The following is a 21493-nucleotide window of genomic DNA, read 5'->3' on the forward strand; positions in this document are numbered from 1 at the left end:
ATAACGTCTTATTTGTCGGGAAAGCCTGGTGCATGTCTGATGATGGGGCGTCCGGCAGAGACCCGAAAGGACCCGCCCACCCGCAGGCCCCGTCGCATTCGGCGGCGACGGCGGTGCTGCTGGCCGGCGCCGCCGCGCTCGGCGGCTTCCTGTTCGGCTACGACTCGTCGGTCATCAACGGGACGGTCGACGCGCTGAAGGGCCAGTTCCAGCTCAACTCGGTGGCGGTCGGTTTCGTGGTCTCGGCGGCGCTGCTGGGCTGCGCGGCCGGCGCCTGGCTCGCCGGGCCGCTGGCCGACCGCATCGGCCGGGTCCGGGTGATGCTGGTGGCCGCGGCCCTCTTCGTGGCCAGCTCGCTGGGCTCGGCGCTGGCCTTCTCCGCCCTGGACCTGACGTTCTGGCGGGTGGTGGGCGGGCTGGCGATCGGCGCGGCCTCGGTGATCGCGCCCGCCTACATCGCCGAGATCGCGCCCGCCGAGCTGCGCGGCCGGCTCGGCTCGCTCCAGCAGATGGCGATCGTGCTGGGCATCTTCTCCGCGCTGGTGGCCGACTACGTCATCGCGCGCGCCTCGGAGGGGGGAGCGTCCGGGGAGTTCCCCTGGGGCGGCTCGGCCTGGCGCTGGATGTTCGCCAGCGCCGTGGTGCCCGCCGTGATGTACGGGGTGATCGCCACGACCATCCCCGAGTCGCCGCGCTACCTGGTGAAGAAGCACGAGCTGGCGCGGGCCCGCGAGGTGCTGACCCGGGTCATGGGACGAGGCGACGTCGACGACAAGATCCGCGACATCGTCCGGTCGCTGGCCGTCGACCGGCCGGTGCACCTGCGCGACCTGCGCGGCCACCGGTTCGGGCTGCTGCCGATCGTGTGGGTGGGCATCCTGCTGTCGGTCTTCCAGCAGTTCGTCGGCATCAACGTGATCTTCTACTACTCGTCCTCGCTGTGGCAGGCGGTCGGGTTCAGCGAAGCCGACGCCATGCTCACCTCCGTGATCAACTCGGTGGTGAACGTGCTGTCCACGCTGGTGGCGATCGCGCTGGTCGACAAGATCGGCCGGCGTCCGCTGCTGCTGGCCGGGGCGGCCGGCATGGCCGTCACGCTCGGGATCATGACGGTCTGCTTCGCCACCGCCCCGATCGTGAACGGCGAGCCGGCGCTCGGCGACGTGGCCGGGCCGGTCGCGCTCGTCGCCGCCAACGCCTACGTGCTGTCCTTCGCCGCCACCTGGGGCCCGGTGGTCTGGGTGATGCTCGGCGAGATGTTCAACAACTTCATCCGGGCCTCGGCGCTGGCCGTCGCCGCCGCCGCGCAGTGGGTCGCCAACTGGGTGATCACCACCACCTTCCCCGGGATCTCCTCGCTGTCGCTGGGGCTGGCGTACGGGCTGTACACCGCCTTCTCCCTGCTGGCCTTCGTGTTCGTGCTGCGGGCCGTCCCGGAGACCAAGGGCCGCGAGCTGGAGGACATGGACAAGCTGGCCGCGCCGTCTCACCGCTGACCCCCGGCCGTGTGGGCTACAATGACGGCATGGCAGGCATGTGCGCGCATTATGCGCAGGGGACGACGACGCCGGGAACTCCCGGCGCGACCGCCGCCTGACCAGACGGACCAGCGGCAGGGCCCCGGGAGCGATCCCGGGGCCTTTCGCCTCCTCCAGGGCGGTTCCCGGGGCGCTCCCGACGACACGACGACAGGAGCGAACCATGGGACAGGAAGCGTCCGGCGACCGGCCGGACTCGGTAGCATCGGACCCCGGTCCGGTGTCGGACCCGCGCTACATCCCATCAGCACCGCACAATCCTTCAGCACCGCACATCCCTTCAGCATCGCGAGGAGAACCCGTGTCCACCGTGCCCGAGCTGCGCATCATCCGCGACGGAAGCGAGCGGGTGGTGGCCGCCGGCTCGACCGCGGGGGAGGTGCTGGAGGCCGACGGCCGCACCGTGATCGCCGCCCGGGTGGACGGCGAGCTGCGCGACCTGGCCTACCCGGTGCGCGAGGGCGAGCGCGTGGAGCCGGTCGCGATCGGCTCCGACGACGGCCGGGCGATCATGCGGCACTCCGCCGCGCACGTGCTGGCGCAGGCGGTGCAGGAGCTGTTCCCGGACGCCAGGCTGGGCATCGGCCCGCCGGTGGAGAACGGCTTCTACTACGACTTCGACGTGGCCGAGCCGTTCACCCCCGACGACCTCAAGCGCATCGAGAAGCGGATGCGCGAGATCGTCAAGCAGGGGCAGCGGTTCTCCCGCCGGGCGGTCTCCGACGAGGAGGCCCGGGAGGAACTGGCCCGCGAGCCCTACAAGCTGGAGCTGATCGGCCTGAAGGGCGGCGCCGGCTCCGACGACGGCGCCGACGTCGAGGTGGGCGCCGGCGAGCTGACCATCTACGACAACCTTGACGCCAAGTCCGGCGAACTGCGCTGGAAGGACCTGTGCCGGGGCCCGCACCTGCCCACCACCCGGGTCATCCCGGCGTTCAAGCTGATGCGCTCGGGCGGCGCGTACTGGCGGGGCAGCGAGAAGAACCCGCAGCTCCAGCGGATCTACGGCACCGCCTGGGAGTCGCGGGAGCGGCAGGAGGAGCACCTCAAGCTGCTGGAGGAGGCGGAGAAGCGCGACCACCGCAGGCTGGGCGCCGAGCTCGACCTGTTCTCCTTCCCGCCCGAGATCGGCAGCGGCCTGGCCGTCTTCCACCCCAAGGGCGGCGTCGTCCGCAGGGTGATGGAGGACTACTCGCGGCGGCGGCACGAGGCGGCGGGCTACGAGTTCGTCAACACCCCGCACATCACCAAGCAGAGCCTCTTCGAGGTCTCCGGGCACCTGGGCTGGTACAAGGACGACATGTTCCCGCCCATGGAGGTGGACGGCGGCGACTACTACCTCAAGCCGATGAACTGCCCGATGCACAACCTGATCTTCCGGGCGCGCGGGCGGTCGTACCGTGAGCTGCCGCTGCGGCTGTTCGAGTTCGGCAGCGTCTACCGGTTCGAGAAGTCCGGCGTGGTGCACGGCCTCACCCGGGTGCGCGGGATGACCCAGGACGACGCGCACATCTACTGCACCCGCGAGCAGATGGTCGGCGAGATCAAGAACCTGCTCGGGTTCGTGCTCGACCTGCTGCGCGACTACGGCCTCGACGAGTTCTACCTCGAGCTGTCCACCCGGGACGACTCAGAGAAGTTCATCGGCGTCGCCGAGGACTGGGCGGAGGCCACCGCCGCGCTCAAGGAGGCCGCCGACGACTCCGGCCTCGACCTGGTGGACGACCCGGGCGGCGCCGCCTTCTACGGCCCCAAGATCTCGGTGCAGGCCAAGGACGCGATCGGCCGCACCTGGCAGCTGTCGACCATCCAGGTGGACTTCAACCAGCCCAAGCGGTTCGAGCTGGAGTACCAGGCGGCCGACGGGTCGCGGCAGCAGCCGGTGATGATCCACCGGGCGCTGTTCGGGTCGATCGAGCGGTTCTTCGGGGTGCTGCTGGAGCACTACGCGGGCGCGATGCCGCCGTGGCTGGCGCCGGTCCAGGCGGTCGGCATCCCGATCGGGGACGCGCACGTCCCGCACCTGGAGAAGGTCGCGGCCCGGCTGCGCGAGCGCGGCATCCGGGTGGAGGTCGACGCCTCCGCCGACCGGATGCAGAAGAAGATCCGCAACGCGCAGAAGCAGAAGGTCCCGTACATGCTGCTGGCCGGGGACGACGACGTGGCCAAGGACGCGGTGTCGTTCCGCTACCGCGACGGCTCGCAGCGGAACGGGGTCCCCATCGAGGAGGCGGTCGAGGAGATCGTCCGGGCGGTGGAGAGCCGGATCCAGGTCTGAGGCCCGTTCCGGACGTTGTTACCGTCCGGTAGTGCCGGGCTTGGTAGCCTCGACGCTCATTTGCGGACCGGGCGCGCCGGGCCCGATCCCGGCGGCGCGAGGAGCGGACGGACGGCGGTATGAGGTCCAGGAGGAGGGCGGCGCGCGGCCCGTCGCCCTGGAGCCGGGTCGCCGGGTACGGCGGCGCGCTGGCGCTGGTGGCGGCGGCCGTCGCCGTCCTGCTGATGCCGCTGCTCGGCGGGGACCGGGACGAGCCGTCCGGCGGTGGCCCGGCCGCGGCGGGCACCCCGGGCCCCCCGGCGGCCACCCGGCCCGTCCCGCCCCTGCCCGGCGGCACCGGCGCCGTCGACCCCGAGCCCCGGCAGGGCCGGGGGAACACGCCGGGCCGGGGCGGTGGGCAGGGCGGCCCGCCGATGCCGGGGCAGGGCGGCGGCGGCCTCACCTGGTGCCCGTCCGGGAGCGCGTTCTACCGGGCGGCGGCGGGCGGGCTGGAGGTCACCGTCAACGTGGCCGCCAGCGGGCTGGTCCGCGCCGAGGTGTCGCTGCGCGGGCGGGCGCCGGCGTCCAAGCAGGGCACCGCGACCGGCGGCCGGCCGCACTCGTTCCGGTTCGCGGGCGTGCCGGCGGCGATGGTGGAGCGGGTGAAGGTGACCACGGTGTCGGTGGGCGTCGCGATGCAGACCTGTTACGCGCGTCCCGGGCGGTAACCCGCGAAACCGCTTGGTGCGGATCTTCGCGCTGTCTAGAGTGCGTCTCCTGGTCCGCGGCGGCGGCCTGCCGATCGTCGGGGTCGTTCCCGTGGGCGGGAGGGGGAACGACCCCGATGCGCCGGGCGCGCTCAGTCGCGGGCGCCGGCCGGGGGAGCGCCGGGGCGTCCCGGCGCGGCGGCCGGGGCGACGTCGGCGACGGAGATGTTGACCGCGACCACCCGCATCCCCAGCATCTGGCTGACCACGCGGGCCACGTTGGTCTTGACCTCCTTGGCCACGTCCATGACCACCCGGCCGTACTCGATGGTGAGGGTGAGGTCGAGGGAGATCTCGTTGTCGTGCGGATGGCTCCGTGCCACCGGACGTCCCGCGTCCTCCGGCGGTGGCGCTCCGCCGGGGGGCGCGGGTGCGGTGCCGGGGGAAGCGGTGCGGACGGACGAGCCGGCCACGCCCTCGACCTCCAGCGCGGCCAGCGTCGCGATCTTCTCGATCACCTGATCCTCGATGGTGATGCGGCCCTTGACGACCGCGGCGGAGGTCGCGGTCGGGATGGCGGGCGCCTGGCGTTCCTGGGCGGCGGGAGCGGGCGGCGCCGCCGGCGCGGGGGGCGCCGGCGCGGGGGGCGGCGGCTGCGCGGGCGGCGCGGCCAGCGGAACCCCGCCGGTCGACGAGGGCCCCGACGCCGGTCCCTGGGCCGGCGGCCCCGGGAAGAACGGCATGGGCCTCGACTCGGGGCGGGGCGACTCGGGACGCGGGGACTCCTCGCCGCCGCCCGGGACTTCCTTGTCGAGATCGGTCATCGTTCGGCTCCCCACGGTCGCTTGCCCGTCCCGTTCGTCCCCCTATGGTGTCGAAGTGACGGCCATGGCGCAGGGGACCCGGGTGAACTCTGGTGACGCGAGGTGAAGTCTGCACCTACCGGCCGGTACGACGCGAACCGGGCGGCGCGCCGGGGGATCCCGGCTTCAGACCGTCCCGCCCGGCTCTCTATGCTGCTGGTCAGGCCGTGGACAAAAGGAGACCGCCGTCTTGAGCGTAGAGCCGGATGAGCCTGTGATGCCGGAGGTGCGCGACGATGCGCCCGAGCCGGGTGCGCAGGCCGCTCACCAGCCCCATTTCGAGGAGGAGCGGGGCGGTGCCGGCGTACCCGATGACTTCCAGCGGCTGTGGACGCCGCACCGGATGGCCTACATCAAGGGCGAGGGCAAGCCCAGCGGCGCCGGCTCCGGCGACGGCTGCCCGTTCTGCGAGATCCCCGAGATGACCGACGAGGACGGCCTGATCGTGGCCCGCGGCGAGCGGGTCTATGCGGTGCTCAACCTCTACCCGTACAACTCGGGGCACCTGATGATCGTCCCGTTCCGGCACGTCGCGGACTACGCCGACCTGGACCCGGCCGAGTACGAGGAGCTGGCGAAGCTGACCCGGCGCTCCCTCACGGCGCTGCGCAAGGCCAGCGGCGCGCAGGGGTTCAACGTCGGCATGAACCTCGGCCACGTGGCCGGCGCCGGGATCGCCGCGCACCTGCACCAGCACGTGGTGCCGCGCTGGGGCGGCGACACCAACTTCATGCCGGTCGTCGGGCGTACCAAGGTGCTGCCGCAACTGCTGCGCGACACCCGCCAGATCCTCGCCGACGCCTGGCCCGAGCACGACTAGGGCGTGTCTTATGGGTCTTGTTCGTCGCGCGACAGAACGTGGATCCGCAAGACACGCCCTGGCGGACAGCGGGCCGTCCGCTGTCAGGGAGGCGGAGCGATGACGGGATTCGACCGGCCGGTGCTGCTGTACGACGGCGACTGCGGTTTCTGCACCGCCTCGGTCCGGTTCGCCGAACGCCGGATCCCGTCCTCGGCGGAACCGCTGGCCTACCAGTTCGCCGATCTGGAGGCGCTCGGGACGACCGCCGAGCGCGCCTCCTACGAGGTCGTCTGGGTGGCGCGGGACGGCCGCGTCCACGGCGGGGCGCAGGCCATCGCGATGCTGCTGATCGACGCCGGGGGAGTGTGGCGGCCGCTGGGCCTGCTCGGGCGGGTGTCGCCGTTCCGGTGGGCGGCGCACGGCCTGTACCGCCTGGTCGCCGCCAACCGCGGCCGCCTGCCGGGCGGCACGCCCGCCTGCGCGCTGCCCGCCGACCGCAGGCCGGGCGCGGGACCCGCGTCCCGCTGACCCGGCCCGCCGGGCGGCGGACGCCTCAGCCCGCCGTCGCCTCCGCGGACACCTTGTCGGCCAGGTGGGAGGGCAGCGGCTCGTACCGCAGGAACACGCGGTTGAACGTGCCGGTGCCCTGCGACAGCGACCGCAGGTCGATCGCGTACCGGATGATCTCCAGCTGCGGGACCTCGGCCTTGATCAGGGTGCGGCCGCCCGGGACCGACTCGGTGCCGAGCACCCGTCCGCGCCGCGCGGTGAGGTCGGACATGACCTGGCCGACGTAGTCGTCGCCGATCAGCACCGAGACCTCGTCGACCGGCTCCAGCAGCAGGATCGGGACCTTGGCGGCGGCGTCCTTGATGCCCTGCGCGCCGGCCGCCTGGAAGGCCATGTCGGAGGAGTCGACCGAGTGCGCCTTGCCGTCGTGCAGGGTGACCTTGATGTCGACCAGGGGGTAGCCGGCCGAGACGCCGCGCGCCATCTGCTGCTTGACGCCCTTCTCCACCGACGGGATGAACTGGCGCGGCACGACCCCGCCGACGATCTTGTCGACGAACTCGAAGCCCGCGCCGGAGGGCAGCGGCTCCACGTCGATGTGGCAGATGCCGTACTGGCCGTGCCCGCCGCTCTGCTTGACGTGCCGTCCCAGGCCCTTGGCGGCGGCGCCGAAGGTCTCGCGCAGCGGCACCCGCAGGTCGATCCGCTCCACCTCGACGCCGTAGCGGGTGCGCAGCCGCTCGATCAGCACGTCGGCGTGCGCCTCGCCCATGCACCACAGCACCAGCTGGCGGGTCTCGGAGTTGTTCTCCAGGCGCAGTGTCGGGTCCTCGGCGACCAGGCGGCTCAGCGCCTGGCTCAGCTTGTCCTCGTCGGCCTTGGACTTGGCCTCGATGGCGACCGGGAGCAGCGGGTCGGGCATCGACCAGGGCGCCATCAGCAGCGGGCCGTCCGGATCGGACAGGGTGTCGCCGGTCTCGGCCCGGCTCAGCTTGGCGACCGCGCAGATGTCGCCCGCGGCGCAGGACGAGATGATCCGCTGGGCCTTGCCCAGCGGGGAGGTGAGCGCGCCGACCCGCTCGTCGACGTCGTGGTCCTCGTGGCCGCGGTCCTCGAGGCCGTGCCCGGAGACGTGCACCGTGCTGTCGGGGCGCAGCGTGCCGGAGAACACCCGCACGAGCGAGATCCGTCCGACGTAGGGGTCGGAGGTGGTCTTGACGACCTCGGCGACCAGCGGGCCCTCGGGGTCGCACGCGATGCTCTTGGGCGGGCCGCCGGTCACGCCGGTGACGGGCGGGATGCCGTGCTCGGGCGGGGACGGGAAGGCCTGAGTGACGACCTCCAGCAGCTCCTGCATCCCGATCACCGGGCCGGGATGGTCGCCGTGCGGCACGGAGGTGGCCAGCACGGGGTAGAAGGTGCCGCGCGCCACCGCGGTCTCCAGATCCTCGATGAGCGCCTTGACCGGGATCTCCTCGCCGGCCAGGTACCGGTCCATGAGGGTCTCGTCCTCGCTCTCCTGGATGATCCCCTCGATCAGCGCGGCGCGCTGCTCGGCGATCTGGTCCAGGAACTCCGGTTCCGGCTCGCACTCGACGCGGGCCCCGGTGGAGTAGTCGAGGCAGCGCTGGGTGAGCAGCCCGATCAGCCCCTTGAGGCCGTCGCCCGACCCGACCGGGAAGTAGCAGGGGAGCACGCCCTCGCCGAAGACGTCCTGGCAGCTCAGCACCACGTCGTCGAAGTCGCCGCGCTGCTGGTCGATCTTGGTGATCACGACCGCGCGGGGCATGCCGACCGCCGCGCACTCCTCCCACAGCAGCCGGGTGAGGCCGTCGATGCCGTCCACCGCCGAGATGACGAACAGGGCGGCGTCGGCGGCGCGCAGCCCGGCCCGCAGATCGCCGACGAAGTCGGCGTAGCCGGGGGTGTCGATGAGATTGACCTTGATGTCGCCGTGCACCAGCGGCGCCAGCGCGAGGTTGACCGAGCGCTGCTGGCGCACCTCCACCTCGTCGAAGTCGCTGATCGTGGTGCCGTCCTCGACCCGGCCCCGCCGCTGGACCGTGCCGGTCGCGGCCAGCAGCGCCTCCACCAGCGTGGTCTTGCCCGCACCCGAATGGCCGACCAGCGCGACGTTGCGCACCCTGTCGGGCCGGCCGGCCTCCGGTGCCCTGCCGGGCGTTCCCGGATGTCCTCCCTTGTCCGCCATGACTACCTCCTCGGACGGGCCCCGCGGGGCCGTGTGCGGCTGAGGACCCGGCCCCTGGCGGCGATCCAGGTCCTGTCGTCCGAGTGCGGCGCCAGGCCACCTCCCGACGTGCGTGACCGACGTCACACCCGTGTCAACACCTTTTCCCGTGACGGCGAGGATCACAAGAGGTGAACGGCAAACGTCCGCCATCACTTCTCAGGTGAACATGCCCCCGGCGCGCCGCCTTGACCCCTCTGTGGTGGCGCTCGCACTACGATGGGCGCGCGCTGCGCGGCCCGGGGGCGGACTCCGCCGCGGGCCCGGGGCGGCTGGAGCGGTCCCGGCGGGGACCACGATTTCGACGTCACTCGACCTCACAGGATCGGACGAATGCTCAACAAACTGCGGCCCGCGCTGGGACGCGTTCTGACCCCGATCGGCCAGACCGTCGCGCGGACCGGGGTCTCGCCCAACGCCATCACCGTGATCGGCACGGCCGGTGTGCTCGCCGGGGCGCTGGGGTTCTTCCCGCGCGGGGAGTTCTTCTGGGGCACGATGGTCATCACCGCGTTCGTGCTGTTCGACATGCTGGACGGGGCGGTGGCCCGGGTCACCGGCAAGATCTCCAAGTGGGGCGCGTTCCTGGACTCCACGATGGACCGGGTGGCGGACGCGGCGATCTTCTCCGGGCTGATGATCGGGCTGTACCGGGACGGGCAGGAGAGCCTGGCCGCGGTGGCGCTCTACTGCCTGGTCGCCGGGGCCGTGGTGTCGTACGCCAAGGCCCGCGCCGAAGGGCTCGGCTACACCTGCAACGTGGGCATCGCCGAGCGCGCCGAACGGCTGATCGTGGTGCTGGTGGCGGCCGGGTTCGACGGGATCGGGGTGCCGTTCGTCCTGGCGCTGGCGCTGTGGGTGCTGGCCGCGCTCAGCACGATCACGGTCGGGCAGCGGTTCGCGACCGTGCGGGCCCAGGCCCTGGCCGACCCGGCGCCTTCGCCCCCGTCGGCCGCCGAACCCTCCGGATCGGCGGCCTCGAAATCGGCGCCCGGCTCGGCGCCCGGCTCGGCGCCCGGCTCGGCGCCCGGCTCGGCGTCCGACTCGGCGTCCGAATCGGCGTCCGACTCGGCGTCCGACTCGGCCCCCGCCCCCGCCCCCCGGGCTGAGCCGAAGACCGTTCCCCCGGCCGGCCGCAACGGCACCGGCCGCAAGGGCGGCCGCAGCGGCGGCGCCAAGCGGCGGGCGGAGCGCGGCGCGTGACCGAGGACGCGCGATCGTCGCTGCTCGCGTCCGTCCGCGAGGAGGCGATGGGCACCGCCTACGCGCTCGGCTGGACGGTCGTCCGGAAGATGCCCGAGCGGACCGCCCGGCGGATCTTCACCGGGCTGGCCGACCGCACCTGGCGGGGCCACGGCGCGGGCGTCCGCCAGCTGGAGCGCAACCTGTGCCGGGTGCTGGGCAAGGACGCCGTCGACGACGAGGTCAGGATCCTCAGCAGGAAGGTGCTGCGCTCCTACTTCCGCTACTGGTTCGAGGTCTTCCGGCTGCCGGAGTACGACCGCGACCGCATCGTCGGCCGGTTCCGGGTCACCGGCGAAGAGAAGATCTTTTCCACCCTCGAGTCCGGCCGCGGCGTCGTCCTGGCCCTGCCGCACATGGGCAACTACGAGCAGGCGGGCGCCTGGCTGGCGTACCAGGGGCAGCGGTTCACCACGGTGGCCGAGCGGCTCAAGCCCGAGTCCCTGTTCGACCGCTTCGTCGCATTCCGTGAGAGTCTGGGGATGGAGGTCCTGGCGCACAAGGGCGCCTCGGCGTACGGCCGGCTCGCGCATCGGCTGCGCGCAGGCGGCCTGGTGTGCCTGGTGGTCGACCGAGACCTCACCGAGAACGGGATCGAGGTGGAGTTCTTCGGCGCCACCGCCCGGATGCCCGCGGTGTCGGGCGCGCTGGCGCTCCAGACGGGCGCGGCGCTGATCCCGGTCACCCTGTGGTACGAAGGCGAGTACTGGGCGGCGCGAGTCCACGACGAGGTCCCGGCCCCGGCCGGGGGCGTCAGACAGGAGAAGATCCAGGCCATGACGCAGGAGCTCGCGCGCGTGTTCGAGGAGGGCATCGCCGCGCACCCGGAAGACTGGCACATGCTCCAGAAGGTGTGGGTCGAGGACCTGGAGAGGGCGGGCCGGTGAAAATCGGCATCGTCTGCCCGTACGAGTGGGACGTTCCGGGCGGCGTCCAGCAGCACATCCGCGACCTGGCGGAGGCGTTGATCGGCCTCGGCCACGATGTGTCGGTGATGGCGCCGGTCGACGACGACGCGCCGCTGCCGCCGTTCGTGGTGTCGGCCGGCCGCGCCGTCCCGGTGCCCTACAACGGCTCGGTGGGACGGGTGGCGTTCGGCTTCCTGTCGGCGAGCCGGGTGCGGCGGTGGATCAACGAGGGCGGTTTCGACGTCCTGCACGTGCACGAGCCGGCCGCGCCGTCGCTGGGCATCCTGGCCTGCTGGGCGGCCGACGGGCCGATCGTCGGCACCTTCCACGCCTCGTACCAGAAGTCGCGGCTGGTGTCGGTGACCGCGCCGATCCTGCAGAGCGCGCTGGAGAAGATCACCGGTCGGATCGCGGTGTCGGAGGCGGCCCGCAAGACGCTGGTGGAGCATCTGGGCGGCGACGCGGTGCTGATCCCCAACGGGGTCGCCACCGAGCGGTACGCGATGGCCGAGCCGCTGCCCGGCTGGACGGGCCGGGTCGACGGCGGCGACGGCGACCAGGGCGGCTCCGGTGGCGCGCTGGGCTTTCTGGGCCGCATGGACGAGCAGCGCAAGGGCCTGCCGGTGCTGCTGCGCGCCTTCGAGATCCTCGGCCGCCGCAGGCCCGGGCTGCGGCTGCTGCTGGCCGGTCCCGGCGACACCGGGGACGTGCTCGCCAAGGTCTCCCGCGAGCTGCGCGAGCGGGTGGTGGTGCTGGGCATGGTCAGCGAGGAGGACAAGGTCCGCGCCTACCACTCGGTGGACGTCTTCGTGGCGCCCAACCTGGGCGGGGAGAGCTTCGGGATCGTGCTGGCCGAGGCGATGTCGGCGGGCGCCCCCATCCTGGCCAGCGACATCGAGGCCTTCGACCGGGTGCTGCTGGGCGGCCGCGCCGGTGCGCTGTTCCCCGTCGGCGACCACGAGGCGCTGGCCGCGGCGGCGGGCGAGCTGCTGGACGACCCCGCCCGGCGCAAGCAGCTGTCGGCCGAGGCCCGCGCCGCCGTCCGCCGGTACGACTGGTCGGCGGTGGCCCGCGACGTGCTGCGGGTGTACGAGACGGTGGCCCTGGACGGCGCCGGGGTCGTCGAGTCCGGCCTCGGGGCCTGAGAGGCGTAACGGCACATGTTCCCCGACTGGATCATCGACGTCCTGTTCTGGATCGCGGTCGTCTTCCTCGTCGGCGTGTACGTCTCGTGGCGCGCGACCCGGCTGGACCGGCTGCACGTCCGGGTGGAGACGGCCCGGGCGGCGCTGGACGCGGCGCTGGTGCGGCGCGCGGCGGTGGCGCTTGAGCTGGCGGCCTCGCGGCTGCTGGACCCGGCGACCAGCCTGGTGCTGGCGACCGCGGCGCACGAGGCGCGTACCGCCGACGCCGAGTCCCGCGAGTTCGCCGAGAGCGACCTGTCCCGCGCGCTGCGGGCGGTGGTCGACCAGCCCGACTTCGCCGACACTTTGGAGGCCGAGGGCGACGGCCGGCCGGTGCTGGACGAGTTGGGCGGCGCCGCGGCCAAGGTCGTCTACGCGCGCCGCTTCTACAACGACGCGGTCTCGCAGGCCCGGATCGCCCGCCGCAAGATGCTGATCCGGGTGCTGCCGCTGGCGGGCCGGGCGCCGCTGCCGGGCTTCTTCGAGATCGACGACGATCCGCCGGAGGCGCTGCGCGGCTGACCTTCGCACCCCGGATTGAACCGGACAAAGCGGCCCTACGTATTCGCTACCCTCGGGCAAGTCGCCTTTGGGAGGGTAAATCGTGCGAATCGCATGGGCCGGAGGAGGGCGTGGCCGGGCCGCCGCCGGGATCGGCGCCGTCATGCTCGGCGGAGCCCTGACCGCGTGCTCCGGATCGGACGGGGCCGGGTCCGCCGCCCCGCCCAGCGCGGCCGGCGGCGCGGAGAAGCCGAGCACGCCCGCCTCCCACCCGTTCACCGGCGGCCGCGCCGGGCTGGACAACCCGGTGCTGGCGGTGAAGATCGAGAACACCCGCGCGGCGCTGCCGCAGACCGGCGTGCGCTCGGCCGACATCGTGTACGTGGAGCAGGTCGAGGGCGGCGAGACCCGACTGATGGCGGTCTACTCCTCCCGGCTGCCCGCCCGGGTCGGGCCGGTCCGCAGCGCCCGCATCTCCGACCTGCACATCCTCTCGCAGCTCGGACGGCCGGCGTTCGCGTTCTCCGGGGTCCAGAGCAAGATGAAGAAGTACATCAAGCAGGCGCCGCTGTACGACATCTCGCAGGACAACGGCGGCCGCGCCTACTTCCGTGCCGGGCCCAAGCCCATCCCGTACAACCTCTACGCCAACCCGAAGACGCTGCTGAAGGAGGCCCCCAAGGCCGAGGGGCCGCGCGACATCGGGTTCCGTTTCGGGCCGGCTCCCGAGGGCGGCAAGCCCACCTCGACCTTCACGGCCCGGTGGCCGTCCACGCGGATGTCGTTCACCTGGTCGGCCAAGCAGAAGCGCTGGCTGTCGGCCCACAACGGCCGGACCAACACCGCGGCCGAGGGCGGCGTGCTGGGCGGGCAGACGGTGGTGATCCAGTACGCCGAGACGACCCGCTCGGAGTTCCACGACTTCCTCGGCAACTACACCCCGCTGATCAAGACGACCGGCACCGGGCGCGCCGTGGTGCTGCGCGACGGCAAGGCCTACGACACCACGTGGTCGCGACCGTCGGAGGACAAGGGGACGACCTTCACCACCGCCGACGGCAAGCCGATGACGTTCGCCCAGGGGCAGGTGTGGGTGGTGCTCCTCAACAACGGCAAGCCCCGCATCCCGTAGGGATCCCGGCTACCGGCCCGGCCACTGGCCGACCTGTAAGGGAGGCCCGCGCGATCTTGACACCATGGCGGGTCCTTCGCCCCATCGAGCAGGCAATATCATGGATAGAGATCTGCCGTCCGCTTTCATGTGAGGAATACCCGTGTCGACTGCGAATCCCGCCCCCGAGCCGATCAACGCTCCCGCCACCGGGACCGCCCGGGTCAAGCGCGGCATGGCGGAGATGCTCAAGGGCGGTGTGATCATGGACGTGGTCACGCCCGAGCAGGCGAAGATCGCCGAAGACGCCGGCGCGGTCGCCGTGATGGCGCTGGAGCGGGTGCCCGCCGACATCCGCGCCGAGGGCGGCATCTCCCGGATGAGCGACCCCGACATGATCGAGGGCATCATCGGCACCGTGTCGATCCCGGTCATGGCCAAGGCCCGGATCGGGCACTTCGTCGAGGCCCGGGTGCTGCAGGCGCTCGGCGTCGACTACGTCGACGAGTCCGAGGTCCTCACCCCGGCCGACTACGAGAACCACATCGACAAGTGGGCCTTCACCGTCCCGTTCGTGTGCGGCGCCACCAACCTCGGCGAGGCGCTGCGGCGCATCACCGAGGGCGCGGCGATGATCCGCTCCAAGGGCGAGGCCGGCACCGGCGACGTCTCCAACGCCACCACGCACATGCGGCAGATCCGCGCCGAGATCCGCCGGCTGCAGGGGCTGCCCGCGGACGAGCTGTACGTCGCCGCCAAGGAGCTGCAGGCCCCCTACGAGCTGGTCAAGGAGGTCGCCGAGGCGGGCAGGCTGCCGGTCGTGCTGTTCACCGCCGGCGGCATCGCCACCCCGGCCGACGCGGCCATGATGATGCAGCTGGGCGCCGAGGGCGTGTTCGTCGGCTCGGGCATCTTCAAGTCCGGCGACCCGGCCAAGCGCGCCAAGGCCATCGTCGAGGCCACCACCTTCCACGACGACCCGGACGTGATCGCCAAGGTGTCGCGCGGCCTGGGCGACGCCATGGTCGGCATCAACGTCGCCTCCCTCGGCGAGGACCAGAAGTTCGCCGGCCGCGGCTGGTGAACCCCGGCCCTGGCGGGTAATCGACCGGTTACTTGCGGCGCCCCCTCCCCAACCCGCGCCGCAGGGTTTACGCTGGCCGCGCGGTCGTTGGGGGAGGAACGGGGCCCCCGGGCGGCAGGCGGCCGCGGGGAGGGACGATCATGGGGTGGTCGGTCGCGCTGGCCTGTGCGAGCGCCGGTGATCCCGCCGAGGTGTTCCGGCCGGGGCTGGTCCCCGATCCCGATCCGGAGGCCGCCGCGACGCTGGCCCGCGGGCTCTATCCCGCCGCGACCCTCGCCGCGACCGGCGACACGGTCCTGGACTTCGCGCTGTGGCCGTTCGAGGACGAGCTGTTCGTCGGGGTCTTCGACCGGGCGCTGCTGCTGTGCGACCGGCGGCTGTTCGGCCTCGACGAGGACGCCCGCCGGATCGCCGACAGCATCGCGGCGGCGCTGCCCGGCGCGCACTGCGGCGTCCTCGTCCTGCACAGCGTGATCTCCGGCTGCTGGTTCCGCTGGTACGAGGCGGCCGAGCTGCGCCGCGACGTGTTCGTCACCGCCGAGGACGGCGTGGTGGTCGACCAGGGCGACCGGCTGCCGGTCGAGGCCCCGTTCTGGAAGGCCATCGACGACGGCGCACCGGACGTGCCGCTGCCGTTCGACCCCGAGGAGTTCGGGCTGGCGCTGGCGGGTGCCCACATGTTCGGCCGCGGCATCGCCGACCGCGGCGACGACGGCTTCCTGCCCCTGGAGCTCCCACTGCGCCGTTTCAAGCTCTCCTGACCCCCGCGCTCCCGCGAGGCGCGGGGGCGGGAGGGGGAAGACACGCCCATTCCGGGAACGTTGTAACCAACGTCTAGGGTTGTCCGAGACTGATCTCCCGGAAGGTTCCACGTGACTGCTGCTGTGCCCACCATCGGGGTTCTCGCCTTGCAAGGCGACGTACGCGAACACTCCAGGGCCCTGGAGGGCGCCGGGGCGCGGACGGTGCCCGTGCGCCGCGCCGAGGAGCTGGAGAGCGTGGACGCGCTGGTCGTCCCCGGCGGCGAGTCCACCACGATGTGGCGGCTGGCGCGGACGTTCGAGCTGCTGGAACCGCTGCGCAAGCGGATCGAGGCGGGGATGCCCGCCTACGGCTCCTGCGCCGGCATGATCATGCTGGCCGACCGGATCCGGGACGGCGCGGACGGGCAGGAGACGATCGGCGGCATCGACATGACGGTGCGCCGCAACGCCTTCGGCCGCCAGGTCGACTCGTTCGAGGCCGAGGTGCCGCTGACCGGCGTCGACGGCGCGCCCTTCCACGCGGTCTTCATCCGGGCGCCCTGGGTGGAGTCGGTGGGCGCGGGCGTGGAGATCCTCGGTCGCGCCGAGAGCGGCCCGAACATCGGTAGGATCGTCGCCGTCCGCCAAGGCCGCCTCATGGCGACCGCGTTCCACCCCGAACTGACGGGCGACCACCGCGTGCACCACTACTTCGCCGATCTGGTGCGCCGGGCGATGGAGGAGGAGTAAGAGGATGTCCGGCCATTCCAAATGGGCGACGACCAAGCACAAGAAGGCGGCTCTCGACGCCAAGCGGGGCAAGCTCTTCGCCAAGCTGATCAAGAACGTCGAGGTCGCCGCGCGGACCGGCGGCGGTGACCCCGACGCCAACCCGACGCTGTACGACGCCATCTTCAAGGCGAAGAAGAACTCCGTCCCCAACGACAACATCGAGCGCGCGCGCAAGCGCGGCGCCGGCGAGGAGGCCGGGGGCGCCGACTGGCAGAACATCACCTACGAGGGCTACGCCCCCGGCGGGGTGGCGCTGCTGGTCGAATGTCTGACCGACAACCGCAACCGCGCCGCCTCCGAGGTGCGCGTCGCGCTCACCCGCAACGGCGGCTCGCTGGCCGACCCGGGCTCGGTGTCCTACCTGTTCAACCGGAAGGGCGTGGTGATCGTCCCGAAGGCGGGCACCAGCGAGGACGACATCATGCTGGCCGTCCTGGACGCCGGTGCCGAGGAGGTCAACGACCTCGGCGACAACTTCGAGGTCGTCTCCGAGGCGGGCGACCTGACCGCCGTCCGCACCGCGCTGCAGGAGGCCGGCATCGACTACGAGTCGGCCGACTCCAGCTGGCTGCCCAGCGTGTCGGTGCCGCTGGACGAGGAGAACGCCAAGAAGGTCTTCCGCCTGATCGAGGCGCTGGAGGACTCCGACGACGTCCAGGACGTCTACGCCAACTTCGACGTCAGCGACGAGGTCATGGCCGCCCTCGACTAGCCGTAGGGTCGGGATCATGGAAATCCGGGTGCTGGACGCCGCGGGGCTCGACGCCACCCGCGACCTGCGTTCCCAAGGGTTCGGGGCGCTTCCGGACGGCCAGTGGGCTCAGATCATCCGGCTCGCGGGCCACACGCTGCGCGGGGGCCGCCAGTTCGCCGGCTACGAGGACGGCCGCCCGGTGGCGACCGCGCGGATCCACGACCTGCCGCAGTGGTGGCATGGCCGTCCCGTCTCCATGGGCGGCGTCGGCGGGGTCGTCGTGGCCCCCGAGGCCCGCGGCCGGGGGGTCGGCCGCCGCCTGATGACCGAGGTGCTGGAGCGCTGCACCGCGTTCGGGCACGCCCTGTCGGTCCTCTATCCGGCGACCACGCCGCTTTACCGTTCGCTGGGCTGGGAGCACGCGGGCTCCCTGCACCGGGCCGGGCTCCCGGCCGAGGCGCTGCGCGAGGTCCGGGCGGACGCCTCCGTCGGAGTGCGCCGCGCGGGCCCCGACGACGCCGCCGAGGTGGCCGAGGTCATCCGCCGGGTGCACCGCGACGCGGGCCACTGCGGGCCGATCGACTGGGGCGAGAAGGCCTGGCGGATCTACCTCGCCGACCGGGACGTCTACCACTACCTGGCCGAGGACGGCTTCCTCGCCTACCACTGGGGCGAGGGAAACCGCTCCCTGGAGGTCGAACTGCTGGTCGCGGCCTCGGAGGCGACGCTGCGGGCGCTGTGGGCGCTCGTCGGGACCGGCTCGTCGATCGTGCCAACCGTGTACGCGAACGTGGCGCCGCACGACCCGGTCTTCTGGCTGACCAGGGAACGGACCTCCGAGGAGGTCCAGCGGACCCGCTGGATGCTGCGCGTGCTCGACGCCCCGGCCGCGGTCGAGGCGCGCGGCTTCCCGCCCGGCGTGTCGGCCGAGGCGGCCCTGGAGATCGACGATCCGCAGCTCCCGGCCAACACCGGTTCCTGGCGGCTCGTCGTGAAGGACGGCACGGGGCGCCTGGAACGCGGCGACGCGGCGGGCCGCCCGGCCGTGCGGGTCGGGGCGCGCGGCCTCGCCGCCCTGTACGGCGGGGTGCCGACGTCCACGCTCCGCGCCACCGGGCTCCTGGAGGGCGACGCGCCCGTCCTGGACGCGGTCTTCGCCGCCGCACCGTTCGCGCTCGACCACTTCTGACCCCGCTGCTGAGACGGCGGGGCCGACACAGCCGCCGCGATGCGCGACGATTGTCCGGCGGGTTCGGTAGCGTGGCGCCCGCCGAACAGATGATCGAAGGAGCGGGCGTTGCGGGTGATGGGCGTGGACCCCGGGCTCACCAGATGCGGCGTCGGCGTGGTCGACGGCGCTCCCGGCACCCCCTTGCGGCTGGTGCGCGTGGAGGTCGTCCGCACCGGCGCCGACGAGGAGATAGCCGCCCGCCTGCTGGGCATCGAGACCGGCATCGCGGCCCTGATGGACGAGCTGCGGCCCGACGCCGTCGCGGTCGAGCGGGTGTTCTCCCAGCACAACGTGCGCACCGTCATGGGCACCGCGCAGGCGGCCGGGGTCGCGATGCTGCTCGCGGCGCGGCGCGGGCTGCCGGTGGCGATGCACACGCCCAGCGAGGCCAAGGCCGCGGTCACCGGCAACGGCCGTGCCGACAAGGCGCAGGTCACCAAGATGGTGACGCGGCTGCTGCGGCTGGAGACCGCGCCCAAGCCCGCCGACGCGGCCGACGCGCTGGCGCTGGCGATCTGCCATGTGTGGCGGGGCGGCGCCCAGGCGCGGCTGCAGGCCGCCCGTTCCAGGACCAGAGGGGGAATGAGGCCGTGATCGCCTTCGTCAGCGGCCGGGTGGCCGCCGCCGGGCCCGACGCCGCCGTCATCGACGTGCACGGTGTCGGGCTGTCGGTGCAGTGCACCCCGGCCACGCTCGCCGGGCTGCGGGTGGGCGAGGAGGCCCGGGTACCGACGTCCATGGTCGTCCGGGAGGACTCGCTGACCCTCTTCGGGTTCGCCGACGACGACGAGCGGTCGGTGTTCGAGCTGCTCCAGACGGCCAGCGGCGTCGGCCCCCGGCTGGCGCTGGCGATGCTGGCCGTGCACTCGCCCGACGCGCTGCGCCGCGCGGTCGCGGCCGAGGACGTCGCGTCCCTCACCAAGGTGCCGGGGATCGGCAAGAAGGGTGCGCAGCGGATCGTGCTGGAGCTGAAGGACCGGCTCGGCGGCCCGGTGGGCGCCGCCGGCGACGCGCCCGCCCAGGTCCGCGCCGAGCCCTGGCGCGAGCAGGTCCAGAACGGCCTGATCAACCTGGGCTGGTCGGCCCGGGACGCCGACGCCGCCGTGGACGCGGTCGCCGCCGACCTCGACGGCGAGACGCCGCCGGTGGCCGTCCTGCTGAAGGCCGCGCTGAAGAGGCTCAGCAAGTGACCGAGCCGATGGACGGGCACGACAGGATCGTCTCGGCGGACGCCGACGGCCCGGAGGAGGAGGTCATCGAGGCCGCGCTGCGGCCCAAGAAGCTCGACGACTTCATCGGCCAGGAGCGGGTGCGCGAGCAGCTGTCCCTGGTGCTGCACAGCGCGCTGCGGCGCGGCCGCACGCCCGACCACGTGCTGCTGTCGGGCGGCCCCGGGCTGGGCAAGACGACCCTCGCGATGATCATCGCGGCGGAGCTGGGGCGGCCGCTGCGGATCTCCTCGGGCCCGGCGATCGAGCGGGCCGGCGACCTGGCGGCCGTGCTGTCCACCCTCTCGGAGGGGGAGGTGCTGTTCCTGGACGAGATCCACCGGATGGCGCGTCCCGCCGAGGAGATGCTCTACATGGCGATGGAGGACTTCCGGGTCGACGTCGTCGTGGGCAAGGGCCCGGGGGCGACCGCGATCCCGCTCGACATCGCCCCGTTCACGCTCGTGGGGGCCACCACCCGGGCGGGCATGCTGCCGGGGCCGCTGCGCGACCGGTTCGGCTTCGTCGCGCACATGGACTTCTACGAGCCCGCCGAGCTGGAGGTGATCGTCCAGCGGTCCGCGCGGCTGCTGGACGTCGAGATCAGCGACGCGGGCGCGGCCGAGGTCGCCGGCCGGTCCCGCGGCACGCCCCGGATCGCCAACCGGCTGCTGCGCCGCGTCCGCGACTACGCGGAGGTGCGGGCCGACGGCGCGGTCGACCTCGAGCTGGCCCGCGCCGCGCTGAAGCTGTACGAGGTCGACGAGCGCGGCCTCGACCGCCTCGACCGGGCCGTGCTGGCGTCGCTGATGCGCAAGTTCGGCGGCGGGCCGGTGGGCTTGTCGACGCTGGCGGTGTCGGTCGGCGAGGAGCCGGAGACGGTCGAGGTCGTGGCCGAGCCCTTCCTGGTCAGGCAGGGACTGCTGGCCCGCACGCCGCGCGGCCGGGTGGCCACCCCGGCGGCGTGGGCGCACCTGGGGCTCACACCGCCCCCCTCGGCCCCGATGGCGGGTACGCTGTTCGCATTGGACGACGATGCCGACCGGCCAGAGCAGTGATCGTCAATGGTGATCACAGAGTGGCGTTCAGCCCGTAACGGCTTGGGAACTTCACGCCGTTCCCGATCGTCACGTCGTTGCCGGTGTCTGGCGTACTCTCTAGACTCCGGGACTTGGTCACCCGTGCCCGGCCCACCGCACCGTCGGCGCCGCCGAAACCGGCGGCAGGCTGGGCGAACCACTTCGGAAGGATGCCCCAGTGATGGGCAGCGACATGATTATTGCGGCGAATCAGAGCAGTAGCGGGGCGTTCAACCTCCTGCTGCTCCTGGCCGTGCCCCTGGTCTTCTATTTCCTGCTGATCCGGCCGCAGAGCAAGCGGCGCAAGGAGCAGCTGCAGATGCAGAACGCCCTGCACCCCGGAGCCCGGGTGATGACGACCAACGGGATGTACGCCGACGTGGTGTCGGTGGACGACGACGGCCTCGTGCTGGAGATCGCCCCCGGCGTCGAGGCCCGGTTCGTCAAGCAGGCCGTGATGCAGGTGGTCACGGAGGGCGACAAGCCCGCCGAGGAGGTCGACCTCACCGAGGACGACGACGAGGACCTGTCCGACGACACCGCCGCCAAGACCGACCTGAAGAAGGACGGCAAGGGCGGGGCGGACGCGGAGGAGCCCGAGGAGTCCAAGCCCTCAGGGGACGCCGACGCCGAGGCCGAGGCCGACGAGGACGGCAAGCCCGCCGCGCAGGGAGCCGGCGCGGGCAAGGGCCTGAAGAAGTCCTCCGGCTGATCCCGGCGGCGCGCCGGCACCGACCGGCGCGCCGACAGCGACCGGGGCGCGGGCCGCACCGGTCTTGGACCGACGACGA

General features: G+C 72.7%; 20 protein-coding genes and 1 pseudogene. 19 read left to right on the forward strand and 2 right to left on the reverse strand.

The genetic code is table 11. The features are described 5' to 3' along the window. Positions 1–32 precede the first annotated feature (32 nt). The 3 genes from ABD340_RS35835 (at position 33) to ABD340_RS35845 (ending at position 4523) form a co-directional block, all read left to right on the forward strand. Positions 33–1496 carry a sugar porter family MFS transporter gene (locus tag ABD340_RS35835; RefSeq protein ID WP_344595154.1) on the forward strand — a complete coding sequence of 488 codons (1464 nt, stop codon included), beginning with the start codon at positions 33–35 and terminating at the stop codon, positions 1494–1496. Positions 1497–1839: 343 nt separating this feature from the next. Then, on the forward strand, positions 1840–3816 hold the full coding sequence (gene thrS / locus ABD340_RS35840) for a threonine--tRNA ligase (RefSeq protein WP_344595155.1): 1977 nt from the start codon (positions 1840–1842) through the stop codon (positions 3814–3816). Positions 3817–3935: 119 nt separating this feature from the next. Beyond that, positions 3936–4523 (forward strand): hypothetical protein, encoded by a 588-nt coding sequence (locus ABD340_RS35845; RefSeq protein ID WP_344595156.1) that lies wholly within the window; start codon positions 3936–3938, stop codon positions 4521–4523. A 131-nt stretch (positions 4524–4654) separates the two neighbouring features. Here the strand turns inward: ABD340_RS35845 and ABD340_RS35850 are convergent, their stop codons facing one another. Further along, a complete protein-coding gene (locus ABD340_RS35850; protein ID WP_344595157.1) occupies positions 4655–5326 on the reverse strand; it encodes an Asp23/Gls24 family envelope stress response protein in 672 nt (223 codons plus the stop codon). Between the two features lie 229 nt (positions 5327–5555). On the opposite strand from ABD340_RS35850, the gene ABD340_RS35855 reads away from it, so the two are divergent. Then, on the forward strand, positions 5556–6185 hold the full coding sequence (locus ABD340_RS35855) for an HIT family protein (protein WP_344595158.1): 630 nt from the start codon (positions 5556–5558) through the stop codon (positions 6183–6185). Between the two features lie 99 nt (positions 6186–6284). Continuing rightward, on the forward strand, positions 6285–6695 hold the full coding sequence (locus tag ABD340_RS35860; RefSeq protein WP_344595159.1) for a thiol-disulfide oxidoreductase DCC family protein: 411 nt from the start codon (positions 6285–6287) through the stop codon (positions 6693–6695). A 25-nt stretch (positions 6696–6720) separates the two neighbouring features. On the opposite strand, the gene ABD340_RS35865 is transcribed toward ABD340_RS35860, so the two are convergent. Further along, complete coding sequence (locus ABD340_RS35865) at positions 6721–8886, reverse strand: elongation factor G-like protein EF-G2 (RefSeq protein WP_344595161.1); 2166 nt, start codon at positions 8884–8886, stop codon at positions 6721–6723. A gap of 372 nt (positions 8887–9258) precedes the next feature. On the opposite strand from ABD340_RS35865, the pseudogene pgsA reads away from it, so the two are divergent. The 14 genes and pseudogenes from pgsA to yajC form a co-directional block, all read left to right on the forward strand. Next, a pseudogene (gene pgsA, locus ABD340_RS35870) lies at positions 9259–9870 on the forward strand (phosphatidylinositol phosphate synthase); the annotation flags it as partial. A 254-nt stretch (positions 9871–10124) separates the two neighbouring features. Beyond that, entirely contained in the window at positions 10125–11054 is a 930-nt protein-coding gene (locus ABD340_RS35875; RefSeq protein ID WP_344595164.1) for a phosphatidylinositol mannoside acyltransferase, read from the forward strand. Continuing rightward, on the forward strand, positions 11051–12220 hold the full coding sequence (locus ABD340_RS35880; RefSeq protein ID WP_344595166.1) for a glycosyltransferase family 4 protein: 1170 nt from the start codon (positions 11051–11053) through the stop codon (positions 12218–12220). Before ABD340_RS35875 ends, ABD340_RS35880 begins: the two co-directional genes overlap by 4 nt. A 15-nt stretch (positions 12221–12235) precedes the next feature. After that, on the forward strand, positions 12236–12781 hold the full coding sequence (locus ABD340_RS35885; RefSeq protein WP_344595168.1) for a LemA family protein: 546 nt from the start codon (positions 12236–12238) through the stop codon (positions 12779–12781). A gap of 82 nt (positions 12782–12863) precedes the next feature. Next, entirely contained in the window at positions 12864–13892 is a 1029-nt protein-coding gene (locus ABD340_RS35890) for a DUF3048 domain-containing protein (RefSeq protein ID WP_344595169.1), read from the forward strand. A gap of 142 nt (positions 13893–14034) precedes the next feature. Further along, entirely contained in the window at positions 14035–14955 is a 921-nt protein-coding gene (pdxS, locus tag ABD340_RS35895; protein WP_344595170.1) for a pyridoxal 5'-phosphate synthase lyase subunit PdxS, read from the forward strand. Positions 14956–15095: 140 nt separating this feature from the next. Then, positions 15096–15716, forward strand: a complete 621-nt coding sequence (locus tag ABD340_RS35900; RefSeq protein ID WP_344595171.1) for a DUF6928 family protein — start codon at positions 15096–15098, stop codon at positions 15714–15716. 111 nt (positions 15717–15827) lie between these two features. Beyond that, positions 15828–16448, forward strand: a complete 621-nt coding sequence (gene pdxT / locus ABD340_RS35905; protein WP_344595173.1) for a pyridoxal 5'-phosphate synthase glutaminase subunit PdxT — start codon at positions 15828–15830, stop codon at positions 16446–16448. Positions 16449–16452: 4 nt separating this feature from the next. Next, positions 16453–17202 carry a YebC/PmpR family DNA-binding transcriptional regulator gene (locus ABD340_RS35910; protein ID WP_344595175.1) on the forward strand — a complete coding sequence of 250 codons (750 nt, stop codon included), beginning with the start codon at positions 16453–16455 and terminating at the stop codon, positions 17200–17202. Positions 17203–17218: 16 nt separating this feature from the next. Beyond that, positions 17219–18373: a GNAT family N-acetyltransferase gene (locus tag ABD340_RS35915; RefSeq protein WP_344595177.1), complete on the forward strand. Its 1155-nt coding sequence runs from the start codon at positions 17219–17221 to the stop codon at positions 18371–18373. A 108-nt stretch (positions 18374–18481) separates the two neighbouring features. Beyond that, positions 18482–19009, forward strand: a complete 528-nt coding sequence (gene ruvC, locus ABD340_RS35920; RefSeq protein WP_344595178.1) for a crossover junction endodeoxyribonuclease RuvC — start codon at positions 18482–18484, stop codon at positions 19007–19009. Then, complete coding sequence (gene ruvA / locus ABD340_RS35925; protein WP_344595179.1) at positions 19006–19605, forward strand: Holliday junction branch migration protein RuvA; 600 nt, start codon at positions 19006–19008, stop codon at positions 19603–19605. Before ruvC ends, ruvA begins: the two co-directional genes overlap by 4 nt. 8 nt (positions 19606–19613) lie before the next feature. Next, positions 19614–20681, forward strand: coding sequence for a Holliday junction branch migration DNA helicase RuvB (gene ruvB, locus ABD340_RS35930; RefSeq protein ID WP_344595248.1), 1068 nt, complete (start codon positions 19614–19616; stop codon positions 20679–20681). A gap of 202 nt (positions 20682–20883) precedes the next feature. After that, positions 20884–21414 carry a preprotein translocase subunit YajC gene (gene yajC / locus ABD340_RS35935; protein WP_344595180.1) on the forward strand — a complete coding sequence of 177 codons (531 nt, stop codon included), beginning with the start codon at positions 20884–20886 and terminating at the stop codon, positions 21412–21414. Positions 21415–21493 lie beyond the last annotated feature (79 nt).

Source organism: Actinomadura vinacea (assembly GCF_039532545.1).
Lineage (GTDB): Bacteria > Actinomycetota > Actinomycetes > Streptosporangiales > Streptosporangiaceae > Spirillospora > Spirillospora vinacea.

Coding starts and splice junctions, on each gene's coding strand:
- ABD340_RS35860 (WP_344595159.1), top strand. CDS start 6,285: ATGACGGGATTCGACCGGCCGGTGCTGCTGTACGACGGCGACTGCGGT.
- ABD340_RS35850 (WP_344595157.1), bottom strand. CDS start 5,326: ATGACCGATCTCGACAAGGAAGTCCCGGGCGGCGGCGAGGAGTCCCCG.
- ruvB (WP_344595248.1), top strand. CDS start 19,614: ATGGACGGGCACGACAGGATCGTCTCGGCGGACGCCGACGGCCCGGAG.
- ABD340_RS35865 (WP_344595161.1), bottom strand. CDS start 8,886: ATGGCGGACAAGGGAGGACATCCGGGAACGCCCGGCAGGGCACCGGAG.
- ABD340_RS35910 (WP_344595175.1), top strand. CDS start 16,453: ATGTCCGGCCATTCCAAATGGGCGACGACCAAGCACAAGAAGGCGGCT.
- yajC (WP_344595180.1), top strand. CDS start 20,884: ATGGGCAGCGACATGATTATTGCGGCGAATCAGAGCAGTAGCGGGGCG.
- ABD340_RS35845 (WP_344595156.1), top strand. CDS start 3,936: ATGAGGTCCAGGAGGAGGGCGGCGCGCGGCCCGTCGCCCTGGAGCCGG.
- ABD340_RS35885 (WP_344595168.1), top strand. CDS start 12,236: ATGTTCCCCGACTGGATCATCGACGTCCTGTTCTGGATCGCGGTCGTC.
- ABD340_RS35900 (WP_344595171.1), top strand. CDS start 15,096: ATGGGGTGGTCGGTCGCGCTGGCCTGTGCGAGCGCCGGTGATCCCGCC.
- ABD340_RS35835 (WP_344595154.1), top strand. CDS start 33: ATGTCTGATGATGGGGCGTCCGGCAGAGACCCGAAAGGACCCGCCCAC.
- ABD340_RS35915 (WP_344595177.1), top strand. CDS start 17,219: ATGGAAATCCGGGTGCTGGACGCCGCGGGGCTCGACGCCACCCGCGAC.